The 15,348-nt window shown below is 68.8% G+C and carries 16 protein-coding genes and 3 pseudogenes; 5 read left to right on the forward strand and 14 right to left on the reverse strand.

Annotated elements, in window-relative coordinates:
- Nucleotides 1–128: 128 nt before the first annotated feature.
- The 6 genes from glpK to ACFYQ5_RS35065 all read right to left on the reverse strand — a co-directional run bounded on the left by glpK (nt 129) and on the right by ACFYQ5_RS35065 (nt 6,512).
- The gene (gene glpK / locus ACFYQ5_RS35040) at nt 129–1,646 is read right to left on the reverse strand and encodes a glycerol kinase GlpK (RefSeq protein WP_389203538.1); all 1,518 of its coding nucleotides are present in this window, start codon (nt 1,644–1,646) and stop codon (nt 129–131) included.
- A gap of 27 nt (nt 1,647–1,673) precedes the next feature.
- The gene (locus ACFYQ5_RS35045; protein WP_389203539.1) at nt 1,674–2,519 is read right to left on the reverse strand and encodes an MIP/aquaporin family protein; all 846 of its coding nucleotides are present in this window, start codon (nt 2,517–2,519) and stop codon (nt 1,674–1,676) included.
- A gap of 155 nt (nt 2,520–2,674) precedes the next feature.
- Entirely contained in the window at nt 2,675–3,349 is a 675-nt protein-coding gene (locus ACFYQ5_RS35050) for an NUDIX domain-containing protein (protein ID WP_389203540.1), read from the reverse strand.
- Complete coding sequence (locus ACFYQ5_RS35055; protein WP_389203541.1) at nt 3,346–3,723, reverse strand: DUF4406 domain-containing protein; 378 nt, start codon at nt 3,721–3,723, stop codon at nt 3,346–3,348. The genes ACFYQ5_RS35050 and ACFYQ5_RS35055 overlap by 4 nt, the downstream gene beginning before the upstream one ends.
- A 28-nt stretch (nt 3,724–3,751) precedes the next feature.
- The gene (locus ACFYQ5_RS35060; protein ID WP_389203542.1) at nt 3,752–4,537 is read right to left on the reverse strand and encodes a DeoR/GlpR family DNA-binding transcription regulator; all 786 of its coding nucleotides are present in this window, start codon (nt 4,535–4,537) and stop codon (nt 3,752–3,754) included.
- Nucleotides 4,538–4,988: 451 nt separating this feature from the next.
- The gene (locus tag ACFYQ5_RS35065; RefSeq protein WP_389203543.1) at nt 4,989–6,512 is read right to left on the reverse strand and encodes a catalase; all 1,524 of its coding nucleotides are present in this window, start codon (nt 6,510–6,512) and stop codon (nt 4,989–4,991) included.
- Between the two features lie 269 nt (nt 6,513–6,781).
- Between ACFYQ5_RS35065 and ACFYQ5_RS35070 the strand changes: the two genes are divergently transcribed.
- Together ACFYQ5_RS35070 and ACFYQ5_RS35075 are read left to right on the forward strand one after the other, a co-directional pair.
- Nucleotides 6,782–7,456, forward strand: a complete 675-nt coding sequence (locus ACFYQ5_RS35070) for a DNA glycosylase AlkZ-like family protein (RefSeq protein ID WP_389203545.1) — start codon at nt 6,782–6,784, stop codon at nt 7,454–7,456.
- Entirely contained in the window at nt 7,420–7,617 is a 198-nt protein-coding gene (locus ACFYQ5_RS35075; protein WP_389203546.1) for a hypothetical protein, read from the forward strand. Before ACFYQ5_RS35070 ends, ACFYQ5_RS35075 begins: the two co-directional genes overlap by 37 nt.
- On the opposite strand, the gene ACFYQ5_RS35080 is transcribed toward ACFYQ5_RS35075, so the two are convergent.
- Nucleotides 7,598–7,912: a hypothetical protein gene (locus ACFYQ5_RS35080; RefSeq protein WP_389203548.1), complete on the reverse strand. Its 315-nt coding sequence runs from the start codon at nt 7,910–7,912 to the stop codon at nt 7,598–7,600. The two genes, ACFYQ5_RS35075 and ACFYQ5_RS35080, sit on opposite strands and share 20 nt — an antisense overlap.
- A 59-nt stretch (nt 7,913–7,971) precedes the next feature.
- Entirely contained in the window at nt 7,972–9,000 is a 1,029-nt protein-coding gene (locus ACFYQ5_RS35085) for a GlxA family transcriptional regulator (RefSeq protein WP_389203549.1), read from the reverse strand.
- Nucleotides 9,001–9,129: 129 nt separating this feature from the next.
- Here ACFYQ5_RS35085 and ACFYQ5_RS35090 point away from each other — a divergent pair, with 129 nt between their 5' ends.
- On the forward strand, nt 9,130–10,092 hold the full coding sequence (locus ACFYQ5_RS35090; RefSeq protein ID WP_389203550.1) for an NADP-dependent oxidoreductase: 963 nt from the start codon (nt 9,130–9,132) through the stop codon (nt 10,090–10,092).
- Nucleotides 10,093–10,206: 114 nt separating this feature from the next.
- Here ACFYQ5_RS35090 and ACFYQ5_RS35095 read toward each other — a convergent pair whose 3' ends face one another.
- The 4 genes and pseudogenes from ACFYQ5_RS35095 to ACFYQ5_RS35110 all read right to left on the reverse strand — a co-directional run bounded on the left by ACFYQ5_RS35095 (nt 10,207) and on the right by ACFYQ5_RS35110 (nt 13,650).
- The gene (locus tag ACFYQ5_RS35095; RefSeq protein ID WP_389203551.1) at nt 10,207–10,356 is read right to left on the reverse strand and encodes a hypothetical protein; all 150 of its coding nucleotides are present in this window, start codon (nt 10,354–10,356) and stop codon (nt 10,207–10,209) included.
- A 196-nt stretch (nt 10,357–10,552) separates the two neighbouring features.
- A pseudogene (locus ACFYQ5_RS35100) lies at nt 10,553–12,447 on the reverse strand (SMI1/KNR4 family protein).
- 95 nt (nt 12,448–12,542) lie between these two features.
- Nucleotides 12,543–12,773 carry a hypothetical protein gene (locus tag ACFYQ5_RS35105; protein WP_389203552.1) on the reverse strand — a complete coding sequence of 77 codons (231 nt, stop codon included), beginning with the start codon at nt 12,771–12,773 and terminating at the stop codon, nt 12,543–12,545.
- 473 nt (nt 12,774–13,246) lie between these two features.
- Nucleotides 13,247–13,650: pseudogene (locus ACFYQ5_RS35110) on the reverse strand (carboxymuconolactone decarboxylase family protein).
- On the opposite strand from ACFYQ5_RS35110, the gene ACFYQ5_RS35115 reads away from it, so the two are divergent.
- On the forward strand, nt 13,537–13,815 hold the full coding sequence (locus ACFYQ5_RS35115) for a hypothetical protein (RefSeq protein ID WP_389203557.1): 279 nt from the start codon (nt 13,537–13,539) through the stop codon (nt 13,813–13,815). The pseudogene ACFYQ5_RS35110 and the gene ACFYQ5_RS35115 overlap by 114 nt on opposite strands.
- Nucleotides 13,816–13,839: 24 nt before the next feature.
- On the opposite strand, the gene ACFYQ5_RS35120 is transcribed toward ACFYQ5_RS35115, so the two are convergent.
- Nucleotides 13,840–14,217 (reverse strand): VOC family protein, encoded by a 378-nt coding sequence (locus ACFYQ5_RS35120; protein ID WP_389203554.1) that lies wholly within the window; start codon nt 14,215–14,217, stop codon nt 13,840–13,842.
- Between the two features lie 136 nt (nt 14,218–14,353).
- Between ACFYQ5_RS35120 and ACFYQ5_RS35125 the strand changes: the two genes are divergently transcribed.
- Complete coding sequence (locus ACFYQ5_RS35125) at nt 14,354–14,746, forward strand: winged helix-turn-helix transcriptional regulator (RefSeq protein WP_389203555.1); 393 nt, start codon at nt 14,354–14,356, stop codon at nt 14,744–14,746.
- Nucleotides 14,747–14,904: 158 nt separating this feature from the next.
- Here the strand turns inward: ACFYQ5_RS35125 and ACFYQ5_RS35130 are convergent.
- A pseudogene (locus ACFYQ5_RS35130) lies at nt 14,905–15,245 on the reverse strand (LysR family transcriptional regulator); the annotation flags it as partial.
- Between the last annotated feature and the right edge of the window lie 103 nt (nt 15,246–15,348).

Below are 15,348 nucleotides of genomic sequence, written 5' to 3' on the forward strand. Positions count from 1 at the left end.
CGCCGCCCGAGGGACGTCCGTGACACCGATGACAGGGATACCGAGTCGCAGCAAGGGCGACCCCATCCGGCGCCCTGTACGGACGCGGAGGATTCGGCGGGCGGAACAGACGGTACGGTCGAGGGTGCCTACGGGACGTCCACCCAGTCCAAGGTGCGTTCCACGGCCTTCTTCCAGCCTGCGTAGCCTTCCGCGCGCTGGTCGTCCGACCACTGCGGCGACCACCGTTCGGACTCGTGCCAATGGGTGCGCAGTTCGTCGGTGTCCCGCCAGAAGCCCGTTGCCAGCCCGGCCGCATAGGCGGCGCCGAGAGCGGTGGTCTCCGCGACGGCGGGACGGCTGACCGGGACGCCGAGGACGTCGGCCTGGATCTGCATGCAGAGGTCGTTGGCGGTGACCCCGCCGTCGACCTTGAGTACGTCGAGGTGGACGCCGGAGTCCTGCTCCATGGCTTCGACGACGTCGCGGCTCTGGTAGCAGATGGCTTCCAGGGTCGCCCGTGCCAGGTGGGCGTTGTCGTTGTACCGGGCGAGCCCGACGATCGCCCCTCGTGCGTCGGAGCGCCAGTAGGGGGCGAACAGGCCCGAGAACGCGGGGACGAAGTACATGCCGCCGTTGTCACTGACGCTGCGGGCGAGGGTCTCGCTCTCGGCGGCGGTCTTGATGATCTTCATCTGGTCGCGCAGCCACTGCACCGCGGAGCCGGTCACGGCGATGGAGCCCTCAAGCGCGTAGACCACCGGGCTGTCGCCGAAACGGTAGGCCACGGTGGTGAGGAGACCGTGCTGGGAGCGGACCAGTTCCGTGCCGGTGTTGAGCAGGAGGAAGTTCCCCGTGCCGTAGGTGTTCTTGGCCTCCCCGGGCGCGAAGCAGACCTGTCCGACGGTGGCCGCCTGCTGGTCGCCCAGGACCCCGCCGATGGGAATGGCCGCGCGCAGCGGACGCGAACTGCGCGTCGCACCGAAGGCCTCCGGATGCGACGAGGGGTTGATGGTGGGGAGCATCGCCCGGGGGATGCCGAAGAAGCTCAGCAGTTCGTCGTCCCAGTCGAGGGTCTCCAGGTCCATCAGCATGGTGCGGCTCGCGTTGGTCACGTCGGTGGCGTGGATGCCGCCGTCGGGCCCGCCCGTCAGGTTCCACAGGACCCAGGCGTCCGTGTTGCCGAAGAGGGCGTTGCCGTGCTCGGCTGCTTCCCGCACGCCGTCGACGTTCTCCAGGATCCACTGGATCTTGCCGGCGGAGAAGTAGGTCGCCGGCGGTAGCCCGGCCTTGCGGCGGATGACGTCGCCGCGGCCCGTGCGTTCGAGGTCCGCCGCGATGGAGTCGGTACGGGTGTCCTGCCACACGATGGCGTTGTAGTAGGGCCGTCCGTTACGTGGGTCCCAGACCACCGTGGTCTCGCGCTGGTTGGTGATTCCGATCGCCGCCAGGTCACCAGGCGCCAGACCGCCGTACCGCAGTGCGTTCTGCATCACCGAGTTGGTGCGCTCCCAGATCTCCACCGGATCGTGTTCCACCCAGCCCGAGCGGGGCAGGATCTGGGCGTGTTCCAGCTGGTGCTTGGCCACTTCGTTGCCGTCGTGGTCGAAGACCATGAATCGGGTGCTGGTGGTTCCCTGATCCACCGCGCCGATGAAGTCCGCCATGATGTGCTGCCTCTCCGGCCGGTGCGGCTATTTCTCGGGTGCCGGGACGCGCCCCGGCGGCTCGGGTTCCGCGGACGGCAGGAACCGGCCGACGAACGCCTTGTACAGGCCCGCGCCCAACAGGCCGCCGATGAGCGGTCCCAGGATCGGGACCCAGAAGTAGAGGTTTCCGTACTGATCTCTCCAGGCTCCGCCGTACCCGGTGATGAAGCTCGCCAGCCGGGGGCCGAAGTCACGGGCAGGGTTGATCGCGTAACCCGCGTTGGTCCCCCACGCCATTCCGATCGCGACCACGACCAGGCCGATGACGAACGGGGCCAGGTTCGCGCCCGGCGGCGTGTTCAGCATGTCGGTGATGGCCATGATCAACAGCAGCAGGATGGCGGTGCCGATGACCTGGTCGCGGAACGCGCCCCATTCGTGGACCGGCAGAGCGGGGTTGCCGTTGGCGGGGAGGGTGGAGAACACCGTCTGTGTCTTGAGGGTGTGTCCGGGGTCGGCCTTCGCCAGCGCCTCGCTGTAGTTCCAGCGGACGAGGAGCGCGGCCACGAACGCGCCTGCCGTCTGGGCCAGCGCGTAGGGCGCCACCTTGCGCCATGGGAACCCCTTGTACGCGGCGAGGGCGAGGGTCACCGCGGGATTGATGTGAGCACCGCTCAGCCGCGCCGCCACGTAGACGCCCAGAGTGACACCGAGCCCCCACGCCCAGGCAATGCTGTCGTGGTCCCCGAGTCCGCCGGGCGGATCCGTCAGAGCCCCGCCGGCCGCCACCTGGGCCACCACGCCGCAGCCGAAGAGGATGAGGATCATCGTGCCCGCGAACTCGGCCGACAACTCGCCGAGCATTCCGGATCCTGTACGCCGTTTCGCCATGGAAGCTCACCCTCCGCCGGCTGACCCGGCCTTCGGCTGCCCGGTGCCCGAGCAATATCTGTCAGGCTAGGACGGCTCACCGAGAGGCGCATATCGGGAGGAATCGACTGCGTGCGGTGCAGGCCACCCGGCGGCCTCGGGGAAGCCGCCTGACGTCACGCCATGAGTGTGCCGGGGCGCCGGAAGGGCCCGTCGAGGACGGCCCACTGAAGCAGCATGATGGTCTTCGCGTCGACGATGTCCCCGCTGCGGATCTGCGCCAGGGCCTTCTCGATGGGGAGTTCCAGGGTTTCGATGTCCTCCCCCTCCGCGGCGATCCCGTGCCCGTCGGCGGCGAGTGCCATCGGTTTGTAGGAGGCGGCGAAGAAGTGCAGACGTTCGGTGACCGACCCAGGACTCATGTAGACGTCGAAGACCGGCTCGGGGACGCCGATGATGTGCCCGGTCTCCTCGGCCGCCTCCCGGCGGACGGCCTCCGCGGGGGAGTCGCCGTCGAGCAGACCGGCCGCGCTCTCCACCAGCATCCCGTCGCTGTGCCCGTTGACGTAGGCGGGCAGCCGGAACTGGCGGGTCAGGAGCACGGTGCGGCGATCGGTGTCGTAGAGCAGGATCGTGGCACCGTCGCCCCGGTCGTAGGTCTCGCGCTGTTCCCGGCTCCAGTGACCGTCGCTGTGCTGGTAGTCGAAGGTCGTCCTGCGCAGGACGTACCAGTCGCAGGCGAGCACCTCCACGTCCTTGACGCGTACCCGCGGGTTGCCGGTCAGGTCTCGGCCGTGCTGGTCCAGGCCGGTGCGCCCCCGCCGGTCCGGAGTGTCGAGGCCGGCGGTCACCGGGGGGCCGGGATGTCGTCGATGTCGGTGTAGAGGTCCAGGCCGAGTGCGCGAGCGGCAGCAGTCATGCGGTCAGCGCCTTCCGAGGGGCCACCTGTCCGAAGGACCGCGTCGCAGCGTGCCAACAGCCGTTCCGCCAGGGGATGGAATATCTCGTCGAAGACCGCGTCGCCGGGACGGGTGCCGCCGGCAGCCTTGACCAGGGGGAGGGCCAGGGCCTCACCGGTGACGGGCAGGTGGCCGGCGCGGTACAGCGTCAGTGCGGCCCGGTCCATCGCTCGCACATTGGCTTCGAGCTTGGCCGGGTCGTCTCCGGTCCCCGAGCGGTAGGGACCTGCCACCAGAATCATCAGAGGGCGTGGGGCGGCATGCATGGTTCGAGCTCCTCGTGGGCGTAAGGGTTCAGGTCAGGACGGTGCGGACGCCGGCATCGCGCAGGGCCGCCAGCGTGGTGGGACCGTTGGGATGAGTGCCGGGATCCTCCGCGGCGGCGTCGGTGACGAAAGCGTCCACCGCGCCCAGGCGGGCGACCTGGCTGAACGCGCGCACGCCGAGTTTGGTCGCGTCCGCCACCGCGATCGTCCGGGTGGCACCCGACAGGGCTGACTGTTTGACGGCCGCGTCGTCGAGGGAGAACTCCGACCACCCGTGCTCGGCGTGCACACCGCCGATGGACAGCACGAAACAGTCGAAGGACAGGGCCTCGAGCGTGCGCAGGGCGAGGGGGCCGACCAGGGAGCGTTCGCCGGGCCGGGACCGGCCTCCGACGATCAGCAGATCGATCCCGGGCCGGTCGGCCAGGCGCACCGCGGCCTGGAGGCTGAGGACCGCCACTGTCAGCGGCGCCCGTTCGGCAAGGTGCTCAGCGACATGCGCGGTCGTCGTGCCCGCGTCCAGAAGGACACGGGAGCCCGGCTCCACCATGGCGGCCACGGTCGCACCGAGCCGGTCCTTCGTCGCGGCCTGCCAGGGCTCACGCGCGAGAAAGCCAGCCTCCTCCTGGCGGGACCGGGTGGCGACCGCGCCGCCGTGCACCCTCCGAACAAATCCCTGGCGCTCAAGGGCGTCCAGGTCTCGGCGCACGGTCATCTCGGAAACCCCCAGACGGCGGGAGAGTTCTGAGACGGAGACCCGGTCGGAGCCCTGCACCAAGCGCAGGGTCAGGTCCAGACGATTGGCGACACTCATGCCCCATTTCTAACACACTCGTGTTCGTTCACACATCACGATGTGCGAACGGGAGTTCGGGCTGGTCAGGTCAACATGCCGGCCCGAAGCGTGCCGAGGGTGCGTGTGAGCAGACGGGAACATGCATCTGGCAGACGTCGAATGCGGCGCCGATCTGAGACTGGGTCATCTCCTGTGAGGACACCGAGCCGGTCGACCCGGCCGGTCACCGACTCACCTCGCGAGGCTCCTCGACATCACAGGCGCCGGCGAACTGATGCCGGGGCTTCCCACTGCCGCCGAGGCCCTGACCTGAATCGCGGCATCCGGCATCCCCCGGGAGCATCGCGGGACCCGCTGGGCGTCGAGAGGTTCCCGAAGGGACAGATCCGCGCCGCACCCCCGGCCGGGGATGCGGCGCGGGGGCGATGCGGGCAGAGCTCCAAGGCTCGGTGTGGTGGAGGCCTGGCGATCAGGCCTTGTCCTGCATGGACCGCCGCGCGGGGTTGCCCTGCTCCGAGGCCTTGGGGTCCTTCTCGCCGGCTTTCGAGCGCACCCCCTGCTCGATGCGCTCTCCGATCGTCCCGTCGATGTTCGACCAGTACTCGAAGGCCCGTCGGAGCACGGGCTCGGTCACGCCGTTGAGCAGATGGCCGACGACGTTGTCCACCAGCCGGTCCCGTGCCGCGTCGTCGAGGACCTCGCGTACCAGGGTGCCGGGCTGGCCCCAGTCGTCGTCCTCCGCGTGGGAGACGTACGCCGCCCGGGTGATGTCCCCGTCGGTGTGCCAGCTCGGCGGGCTGCCGTAACGGTCGGTGTCCGCCGCAGGGCCGCCCTTCGAGTTCGGGGCGTAGACGGGATCGGTGGTCTTCCGGTACGCCATCGCCCCGTCCTTGGAGTACGTGCGCACCGGCACGACCGGCGCGTTGACGGGGAGCTGCTGGTAGTTGGCTCCGATGCGGTGACGGTGGGCGTCCGCGTACGAGAACAGGCGTGCCAGCAGCATGCGGTCAGGGCTCGGACCGATACCGGGAACCAGGTTGTTCGGCTGGAACGCCGCCTGCTCGATCTCGGCGTGGTTGTCGGTGGGATTACGGTCCAGAGTCATCCGCCCCACCTCGATCAGCGGGTAGTCGCCGTGCGGCCAGACCTTGGTCAGGTCGAACGGATTGAACCGGTAGTCCACCGCGTCCTCGTACGGCATGACCTGGACGTACAGCGTCCAACTCGGGAAGTCGCCGTCCCGGATGTGCTCGAAGAGGTCACGCATGTGGTAATCGGTGTCGGCCGACGCCATCTGGTCGGCCTCATGCTGGGTGAACGTCTCGACGCCCTGGTCCGTCTTGAAGTGGTACTTCACCCAGGAGCGCTCACCCTGAGCGTTGATCCACATGTACGTGTGGGACGTGTAGCCGTTCATGTGGCGCCAGGTGCGCGGGATGCCCCGGTCACCCATCAGCCAGGTGACCTGATGGGCGGACTCGGGGGAGAGGGTCCAGAAGTCCCACTGCATGTCGTGGTCGCGGAGGTTGTTGTCCGCGCGGCGCTTCTGGGACCGGATGAAGTGCTGGAACTTCATCGGGTCCTTCACGAAGAACACGGGGGTGTTGTTCCCCACCATGTCGTAGTTGCCTTCGCTGGTGTAGAACTTCACCGCGAAGCCGCGCGGGTCGCGCCAGGTGTCCGGGCTTCCACGCTCACCGGCGACGGTGGAGAACCGGATGACCAGATCGGTCGTCGAGCCGGGCTGGAAGAGCGCGGCCTTGGTGTAACCGCTGACGTCTCCGGTCACCTCGAAATGCCCGAAGGCGCCGCTGCCCTTGGCGTGCGGTTGACGCTCGGGGATTCGCTCCCGGTTGAACTGGGCCATCTGCTCGATCAGGTAGGAGTCCTGCAGCAGAATCGGCCCTGCCGGGCCGACGGTGAGCGAATGTTCATCGCTCTCCACGGGAGCGCCGGAGTCCATGGTGGTCGGCTCGTGCGAGGTGTCGGTCACTTCGTTTCCCCTTCGTTGTGGGGTGCGCGTGCGGAACGTCGGTCGGGGCTACGGACACGCGGCGGCTCTACAGCGTCGAGAGCGGACGCAGACCCCTGAGATGTCTACGGCAGCCGTGTCTTCCCGTTCTTCAGACATCGCCGCACCGGTAACCGGTATCAACATAGTTAAACCCGGGCGAACGGGCCATCGGAAGCGGTACTCCTCTTCCTCCACCCGCTTCGAAGACCGCCCCCTCCGGAGTCTGCGCAAGGCGCCATAATCCCGCCATGAGCCTCACCGTGCGACAGCTCGCACTGGCCCCCCTTGCCCGCCAGCTTCTGCTCGAGCGCAGGCGCATCGGTGTGGAGGAGGCGGTCCGCCGGGTCTGCGCTCTGCAGGCGCAGACACCGGCGTCCCCGTGCCTGGCGCTGTGGAACCGAGTGCAGGACTTCGCACCCGAAGATCTCGACGCGGCCTTCGAGGGCCGGCGGATCGTGAAGGCGACCCTCATGCGGATCACGCTGCACGTCGTCCACGCCGAGGGCTACGCGCCCTGCCACGCCGCCATGCTGGGCACTCTGCGGGCAGCGCGACTGTACGACCGCCGCTTCACTTCACTCCGACCGAGGAGGCCGAGAATCTTTCAGCGCTGCTCGCCGACCGTGACCCAGCCGTCTACGGGCGCTACGGACACTGGGTTCCCCGGTGTCGAGAGCATGATGGTGAGGGGCGACCGCGTCCTGGACCCGGACTCGTCCGGACTGCCGACGTGGTCGTCAGGTGCGTCGTGGCGGGCTGCTCGACCTGTCACCCGACGGTGTCGGGAGAGATGCTGTGATCAGGCCGACCATGCCGCAGACCAATTCAGTTGCCGTCACCGCTCCCCACGACCGATCCTGAGCACCGGACGAGCACGGAGGACGGGATGGGGCTTGTACTTTTCCCCGGGGACGACGATCTGACCAGCCCCGACATCTCCTGGTCCTACACCGGCCTCAACATGTTCAGGCAGTGGCTGGCCTCGGTCGAGGGGTTCACCCTGTCCGAGATGAACGGCTTCGACGAGACCGCCCGTGGAGCAGCTCTCCACACCGCTGGCACCACTACTCGCTCATCCGGATGACGACGGTCAGCTCACGCCCGCCCGATGCGCGGCCATGCTGCCTTGCCTGGAAGCAATCATCGGTCAGCGGCAACACGACGACGGCAACGACCCCGTTCTCCGACGACGCATGGATGACACCCGTCAGCTGGTCACCGTCATGCAGTTCTGCGTCGACAAGGACGTCGAGCTCATCTTCGGCTGACCACCGGACCGCGGACGGACGGACCGCGGACGGCCGGAACGGGAAGCGGCCGCGCAGCGGCTTCGGACAGACGGACGTGACGAAGGAAGACGACAGCGCAGGAATCCGCATCCTGTGGAGTCACCCGGGGAGCACAGCAGTGCGGCACCCGGGAGGGGACAGGGGCGGGTCTATCCACGGGTTCCCGTCGGCTGAGTGGCACAGCGGCGCATCTGGGGCGACTTTGCCCGGCCCGGCTCAGGCGCGCAGTGGGCGCGGCGGTAGGCCAGTGGGGACAGTCCCAGGTGAGTGTGGAAATGCTTGCGCAGCGCGACCGGGTCACCGAAGCCGCATGCGGTGGCGATCCGTGCGACGGTCAGGTCGCTGGACTCCAACAGGCGGCGTGCCTGGGCCAGTCGGCTCTGCACCAGCCACCGGAGAGGGCTCGTACCCACCTCGGCGCGGAACCGCCGGGTGAACGTGCGCTCGCTCATGTGGGCGTGACGGGCCATGTCCTGCAGCGTGACAGGCTCGGACAGCCGGTTCAGTGTCCACTGGCGGGTGGCCGAGGTGGAACGGCCGGCGTCCTCCGGCACAGGATGCTCGATGAACTGTGCCTGTCCGCCCTCGCGCCATGGAGCCACCACGCAACGCCGTGCGGCGGAGCCGGCCACGGTCGCGCCGTGGTCCCTGCGGACCAGGTGGAGGAACAGGTCGAAACCGGCCGCTCCGCCGGCCGCTGTCAGGATGCGCCCGTTGTCGACGAAGAGCACGTCGGGATCGACCTCGACGTCGGGGAACAGCTGGGTGAACCGGTCGCAGAGCGCCCAGTGGGTGGTGGCCCGCAGCCCGTCCAGCAGTCCGGCCGCCGCCAGCAGGAAAGCCGATGTGCACAGGCTGACGATGCGGGTCCTGGGCCCGATCCGGGCGAGGGCCGCTGCGACCCGGGCGGGCAGGTCCCCGGTGGCCAGCAGTTGTTCGCCTGGCTCCTGAGTGGCGATCACCACGGTGTCCGCACGCTCCAGGAGTGACTCGTCGTCGTCGACGACGATCCGGAAGCCCTCGTTCGTGCGGACCGGGTGGCCGCCGAGTGAGCAGGTCGTCACGGAATAGAGGCGTGCTCCCGTCGGGTCGAGAGCCTCGTTGAACACCCGGGCCGCGATCCCGAGGTCCATCGGCATGACCCCGTCCAGGGCGAGAACAGCAACACGATGGGGCATGGCCGGAATGGTACGACAGGTGGCCGCCCAGCCACTCACGGAGTGCCGGAGCGTCGACGAGGCTGAACCGTGCCGGGGCTCCAGTCCCCGGGATGAAGAACGTCCGAAGCGGAAACGAGCGAGGAACACATGAGCGAGCAGACGATGCGCGCCGTCACCATCAAGGAGTTCGGCGGACCGGAAGTGCTCACCGTCGGCCGGGTCTCGCGCCCCGAGCCGCTGCCGACCGAGGTCCTGGTGCGTGTGCACGCCGCCGGCATCAACCCGGTGGACTGGAAAACCCGCGCGGGCCACGGCATGGCCGGGCTGCAGACGCTGCCTCTGATCCTCGGCTGGGACATTTCCGGCGTCGTCGAGGAGGTCGGCTTCGGTGTCACCGCGCTGGCACCTGGCGATGAGGTCTATGCCATGCCGTGGTTCCCCCGGCCGGCAGGCGGGTACGCCGAGTTCGTCACGGCACCGTCCCGCCAGTTCGCCCGCAAGCCGGCCTCGCTCTCGCACATCGAGGCCGCGGCTCTGCCGCTCGCCGCGCTCACTGCTTGGCACGCCGTGGTCGACACGGCGCGCGTGACCGAAGGACAGCGGGTGCTGGTGCACGCCGGGGCCGGTGGCGTGGGGCACCTGGCGGTGCAGTTCGCCAAGCACCTCGGCGCCGAGGTGATCGCGACCGCCCGCGAGCCGAGGCACACCTGGCTCAAGGAACTGGGTGCGGACGAGACGATCGACTACACCCGGCAGCGGTTCGAGGAAGCCGCAGGCACGGTCGATGTCGTCATCGACCTGATCGGTGCCGCTGACGACACCGACGTGCGTTCGGTGTCGGTGACCCGGCGAGGCGGCCTGGTCGTCTCCATCCCGGGCGGTGTCTCGAACGATCTCGCCGCTGCTGCCGGAGAAGCGGGTGTACGCACCAGCCCGCTGCTCGTCGAGCCGGACGCCGCCGCTCTGACGGCCGTCGCCGGCCTGGTCGACTCCGGCGCGGTCCGGGTCGGGGTAGAACGCGTCTTCCCACTGGAACAGGCGGCGGACGCGCACCGGATGGGCGAGACGAACCGCACCCGCGGCAAGCTCGTACTGGAGGTGGCGCGGTGACGTCGACGACCGCGCCCGCGGTGGGGGGAACCGCGGCCACAGGACAGGGCGTGGTGCTCGCCCTCGCCGCATGGGCCGACCATCGTCGTACGGGTGCTGACGTGCGACCCTTCCTCAGGGCCGCCCCGCGCCCTGGTCGAGGACGCTGCCGGTGACGTGCGGACCATGCGCGGTGACCTGGACGACGAGCAGGCCCTGAAGGCCGCCTTCCACGGTGCCGACGGGGCTGGCCAGGTCGTCCGCAATGCCCGACGTCCTCGCCACGGCCAGTCCCCGACGGGGAGTACGCACAGGGTCTGCGGGCGCCGCGCGGCACAGCGCGCCGGGTGGACCGTTTCGTCCGGTCGTCACCAGGACAATGCCGCCTTACTCACCGACAGGCGTACAGCGAGTCGGGCCTGCGTGTGGCCCAGGCGCCCTACCCGAGGCTCGGCCCGTCGCCGTCCACCGGACGCACGGATCACCCGTGCAAGCGGATCACCGCGTACGTCTCCGTGTCCTTCGGCGGTCGTGTCCAGGAGCGGGTGGTGAATGTGTGCAGCCGCCCGTTCACGATCGCTTGACGCGGCAGACTGGCACCGAACTCCCGGGCCACCGCTTCCAGCAGCGTCCGTTCCGACTCGGCACCGTCATCCAAGCCGCCGAAGAACCGGCTGGGGTCCAGTCCCCGAGGTATCTCCCCGCTTGTCCGTACCTCTCCGTCCGCGTACGTGAATGCGTATTGTTCGGCACCGTCTCGCGCCACCGAGAGGTGAAAGAACGGTTCCCCGTGCCATGTCCTCAGTCCGCTCCACACCACCACCGCGCGGGTACCCGCACAGGCGGCAGCGGCTGGGGAGACGAACCGGTGCCGGTTGAACGAGGCAGGGGCACCGTCGAAAGCGAAGCTCCAACCGGTGCCGGCCCGGCCGACCGCCATGAGAGCTTTGTCCTCGTAGGACGAGAACTCCCTTGGGCTGTTCAGCGACCCGTGGCGCGCCTCCCAGGCCGTCATGGGTTCGTTGAGCACGGTACCGTCCCCCTTCGCGAGACGTCCTGGCAACTCCTCCGGCTCCACCCCCTCCACCAGGACGAACCGGTAGGAGGCGCGGTTGTTGGCCGGGTCCGGCTCGGCGAGCCACGCCAGGGCGCCCGGGTCGAGTCCCGGCGTCGGCTTCGGTGCCTCGCCTGGCTGCCCGCCCCTTGGCGTGGACAGCAGCTCACGGCCCCGCTCCGGGGTCAGCAGAGGCCCGAGTACGGGATCGGCCACCCACCCCAGTGGCGCCAGGTGGTCCGCCCCCAGTGGCTCCCACAGGGGGAGAGCGTCCCTCATCGTCCGCCATGCTCCGTCGGTGTCTCCCCACCGAGCCAGCTCCCGCGCCCGCTCGACCGCCTCCCCGAACGGGCCGGCCGCCGTGTACCGGTACGTTCCGTTCCTCACCTGTGCCAGTGTCCCGTAGGCCAGCGTCACCAGGTCCTCGTCAGCGCCCGGCAGATGGAACGTCAGCGTGGAGTCCTCCCGGTGCGGATGCGACGCGTGCTCGGCCACCAGCGGCGGCAGCAAATCGGGCGCGTACTGCGGATCCGTCACCAGGCCCTTGAAGTACACCATGTGGGTCTGTCCGAGCAGGCGGCGTATCTGGTCGCCCAGCCCGGCGGCCCGCGGCCGCCGTACGCCTCGGCCTCGTCCAGTTCCTCTTGGGCCCGCTCCCATCCGCCGCGCATCGCTTCCAGCCGGGCCTCCTCCACCAGGGCGTCCAGCTTTCGCGTCGTGTCGTTGGCGAACACCGGCTCCTCCTCGCCCGGGCGCGACCGCAACCTGTGGAACTCCCGGTACATGTCCCGCATGAACTCAAGGAAGTTCGCGTGCCGCTCGGGTGGTGCGGCCCGCCAGCTCGCCCACGTGTACACGGCCCACTCACCGTCCTCACCCACGTCCTCGGGATCCATGAGCACGTGGGTGATGTCGGACTCGACGTCGAGCTGCAGCCCTCGCCGCCAGATGTCCGCCTCCCGCCGCTCCTCGGACCCGGCGTCTTCGTCGAGGTACTCCTCGAACATGTCCGCGAGCCCAGACCGGTTGTTGTGCCAGCGCGCGTCCGTGGTCCCCGCCAGCAGCCACACGAACTCGCCCGCGTGCCGCCACCCATCACTGACCTTGAGGAACTCCCGGTACGACGGGGGCATCCGTCGGCCGAGGCGCTCCTCCACGGCAGCGATCCGATTCTCGGACGCGGGCGGGAACCCCAGCCACCGTGCCCGCCGGGCGGTGTCGTCCTCGTCACTCCGCGTCTCACCGTTCGGCAGGGAATCTGCCCACTCCTCACTCCACGTGAGCAGGAAGGGTCGCCAGTCGAACGTCGTGGTGTCCATCATGGGTCCGATGCTGCCACCCGCCACTGACAGTGACACGTCGGGCAGTTGCCGGGCGATGCGCCCCGTCCGAGCGGCCAGATCCTCGGCGGCGGCGATCATCCTTGGTCTGCCGAGGGAAGCCCCATGTACGCGCGCAGCCCTGCCGGAGTGGCCGGAAGTCCGTAGGCGGTGAGATTTTCGGCGATGTCACCTGCCGTGTTCCACCAGCCTTCGCCGAGGTCGTTGAGAGGTCTCCCCGGGTCCGCGCGCGCCTCGTGCCGGCCGTTGCGGAACCGGGCCGCGAGCACGCTGTCGCCGGCACCGGTGTTTCCCCGGCATCGGTCCACTCGGTGATCATGATCGCGCGATTCTCGGTGGAGGTCAGGTGGACGTGTGCCTCAACCGAGCCCGGAGCCGGCCGCACCAATCTCTGTATGCCGGTGGCTGCCATGGTGCTGACCGCGAGATCCCCGTTGGGTGCACCGCACCATGAAGGACGCTGCGGTGGCGGCGGGTCCGGTTGGGTCCAAGACGCTCGATCCCCGGTACGGGAGTATCGACGTCAACTGCACTTGAGATCACGTGCACGGCACCGAACGCAAGCGAGGCGGCCCTGCCGTCGGGGCGGGCCCCCACGCGATTTGCCGGGGCCGCCCCCCCGCCACCCGGGGGGTAAGCCTGGGGGGGGGGGGGGAATTTCGGGGGGCAAAGGGCCCCCCCGGGGGTGTGGGGTGAACACCCCCCCGCTGGGGGGGGGCCGGGGGGGGGGGCGCGCGCGTCGTCGTGGGGGGGGGCCCCCCCCCGACGGCAACAGGGGTGATCAGCTGGCGATGGTGGGGAAATTTCCGGGCTCATAGGCGCCGCCCTGGTTGTTGAGGATCACACCGAGCCTGTTGGTCGCGTTGATCATGGCGATCAGGGAGGCCAGCGCGATGATCTGGTCGTCGTCGTAGTGCTTGCGGACCTGGGCCCAGGTCTCGTCGGAGACGCCCTCGTAGCTGTGAGGACCAGCGCGGCCCGCTCGGCCTCGGTGAACACGGTGGAGTGACGCCACGTGGCGACCAGGTTCAGTCGGCACGCGGGCTCGCCGGCTGCCGCAGCGTCCTTGCCGTGGATGTCGACGCAGAACCCGCAGCCGTTGATTTGGCCGGCGCGCAGTTGCACCAGCTGCTGGGTGGGCTTGGGCAGCGGCGACTCGTGGATCACCTGGCCCACGGCGAAGATCCGCTTGCCGATTCTGGCTCCGGTCTTGTCCGCGAACGAGTCCATACGGGTTCCATCACGACGTCCGCCTCCTGGCGCAGCCCTGATGTCCAGGAGCCGATCCTCGTCGTCCCCGCTCAGGTCGCCGAGATCAGAGCCGACACCGCACAGGACACAGAGATCTGACGTCACCCCATTCGACACGCACAGCTACGCCTGCACGATGCGCTCCACCAACTCCGGGACCCATTCCACGTACTCGACCTCCGCGCCACCGCGATGGCGCGCGTACAGGAACCGACCGGTGGCGCTGGCGCTTTCCGGTGTGGTGATCTCAGCGCCGGCGGTCGCGAGCGTCTTGGTCAGGGTATCGAGGTCGTCGACGATCACGGTGGCGCTGGCGTGGGAATAGCGGGCACGCTCCGCAGGCGGCCCTGCGATGACGAGGAAGTCACCGATCGCTGCGAGTTCGATGGAGTCGAAGGCGAACCGGAGATCGGGTTCTGCGCCGGTCAGTTCACGCAGGAGTGCCAGCGACTTGTCTAACTCGTCGGTCCACAGGCGTGCGTACGTCTTGAGAATGGTCATGGCATGTCCTTACGGTAACTGGTGAATACCCGGGAACCGTAGGAGAGTGAAGAGGTCAGAGGGAAGAGCGCACTTTGTGAGAGAAGGGCACCCGGTGGTTACCGAAGAGGTCAGGCACGTTTCGGAGGACGCCGATGTGACGCGCACCCACTTCCTCGCGCGTGAGATCTTCTCCGGCATCGCGGACAAGTGGACCCTGCGGGTGGTCGGCATCATCGGCGAGCGCACCCTGCGCTTCACGCAACTTCGCGGTGAGGTGGAGGGCATCAGCCACAAGATGCTCACGCAGACGCTGCGCGGACTCGAACGCGACGGGCTCGTCGATCGCACCGTCTACCCGACCGTGCCGCTGCGCATGGAATACGCGCTCACGGACGCGGGCCAGGCGCTGCGCCACACCGTCCACGGCATGTGCACATGGACTCGCCGGTACCTGGAAGCTATCGAGGAATCCCGCGAACGATTCGACCGGGCGCCACAGACCACGGCCACGCCCGTCGAGAGCGGACCAGCGTCAACCGGTCGTTGATGGTATGAACCGCGCTCTCGTGACCGCCTCGACCATTGTCCTGTGCCATCGAACCTTGAACGATTCGACGGTTCTGTCACCGGCGTCAGGAGCCATGGGCACAGCGGCTATCGGTGAGAACGATCATCGGTGGGTCGGGACGGTGTCCCTCTTGGCTTGTCGATGATGATGCCGAAGGGGGCCGCGAGCTCGTCGTAGTAGGCAGCCCACTCGGTGCCGGCAGGTTGCCGGGCATCCAGAACCGGCGGCAGGCGAGAGGGGAGGGAGTGATCGCGGGGGCGTTCGCGAATTCGTGTCCGGGTCCGGTGAACAGGTGCAACGGTTCGTCTGAGACGGGAGTGGCTTCCACTCCGCGAGGGAGTCGCCGTGCCGGCAGGGTCACAGCACGGAACGTCGCGTCGGTGGTTCCGTCCCGGTCGGCGGCGATGGCCGTGTCGAAGTCGAACAGAGTCACGACGGCCAGGCCGGTCTCGGGGTGTGCCAGGTCGAAACCGCGCAGCCAATCCTGCCGCACCGTCCGAGGTTTTGCTCAGGCTGCTGACCGAGCGGGCCCGTGACACCTGGACGATCCTGTGCGAGGAGCGCGAACTTCCCGCAGACGT

This window comes from Streptomyces sp. NPDC005794 (assembly GCF_042871445.1).
Lineage (GTDB): Bacteria > Actinomycetota > Actinomycetes > Streptomycetales > Streptomycetaceae > Streptomyces.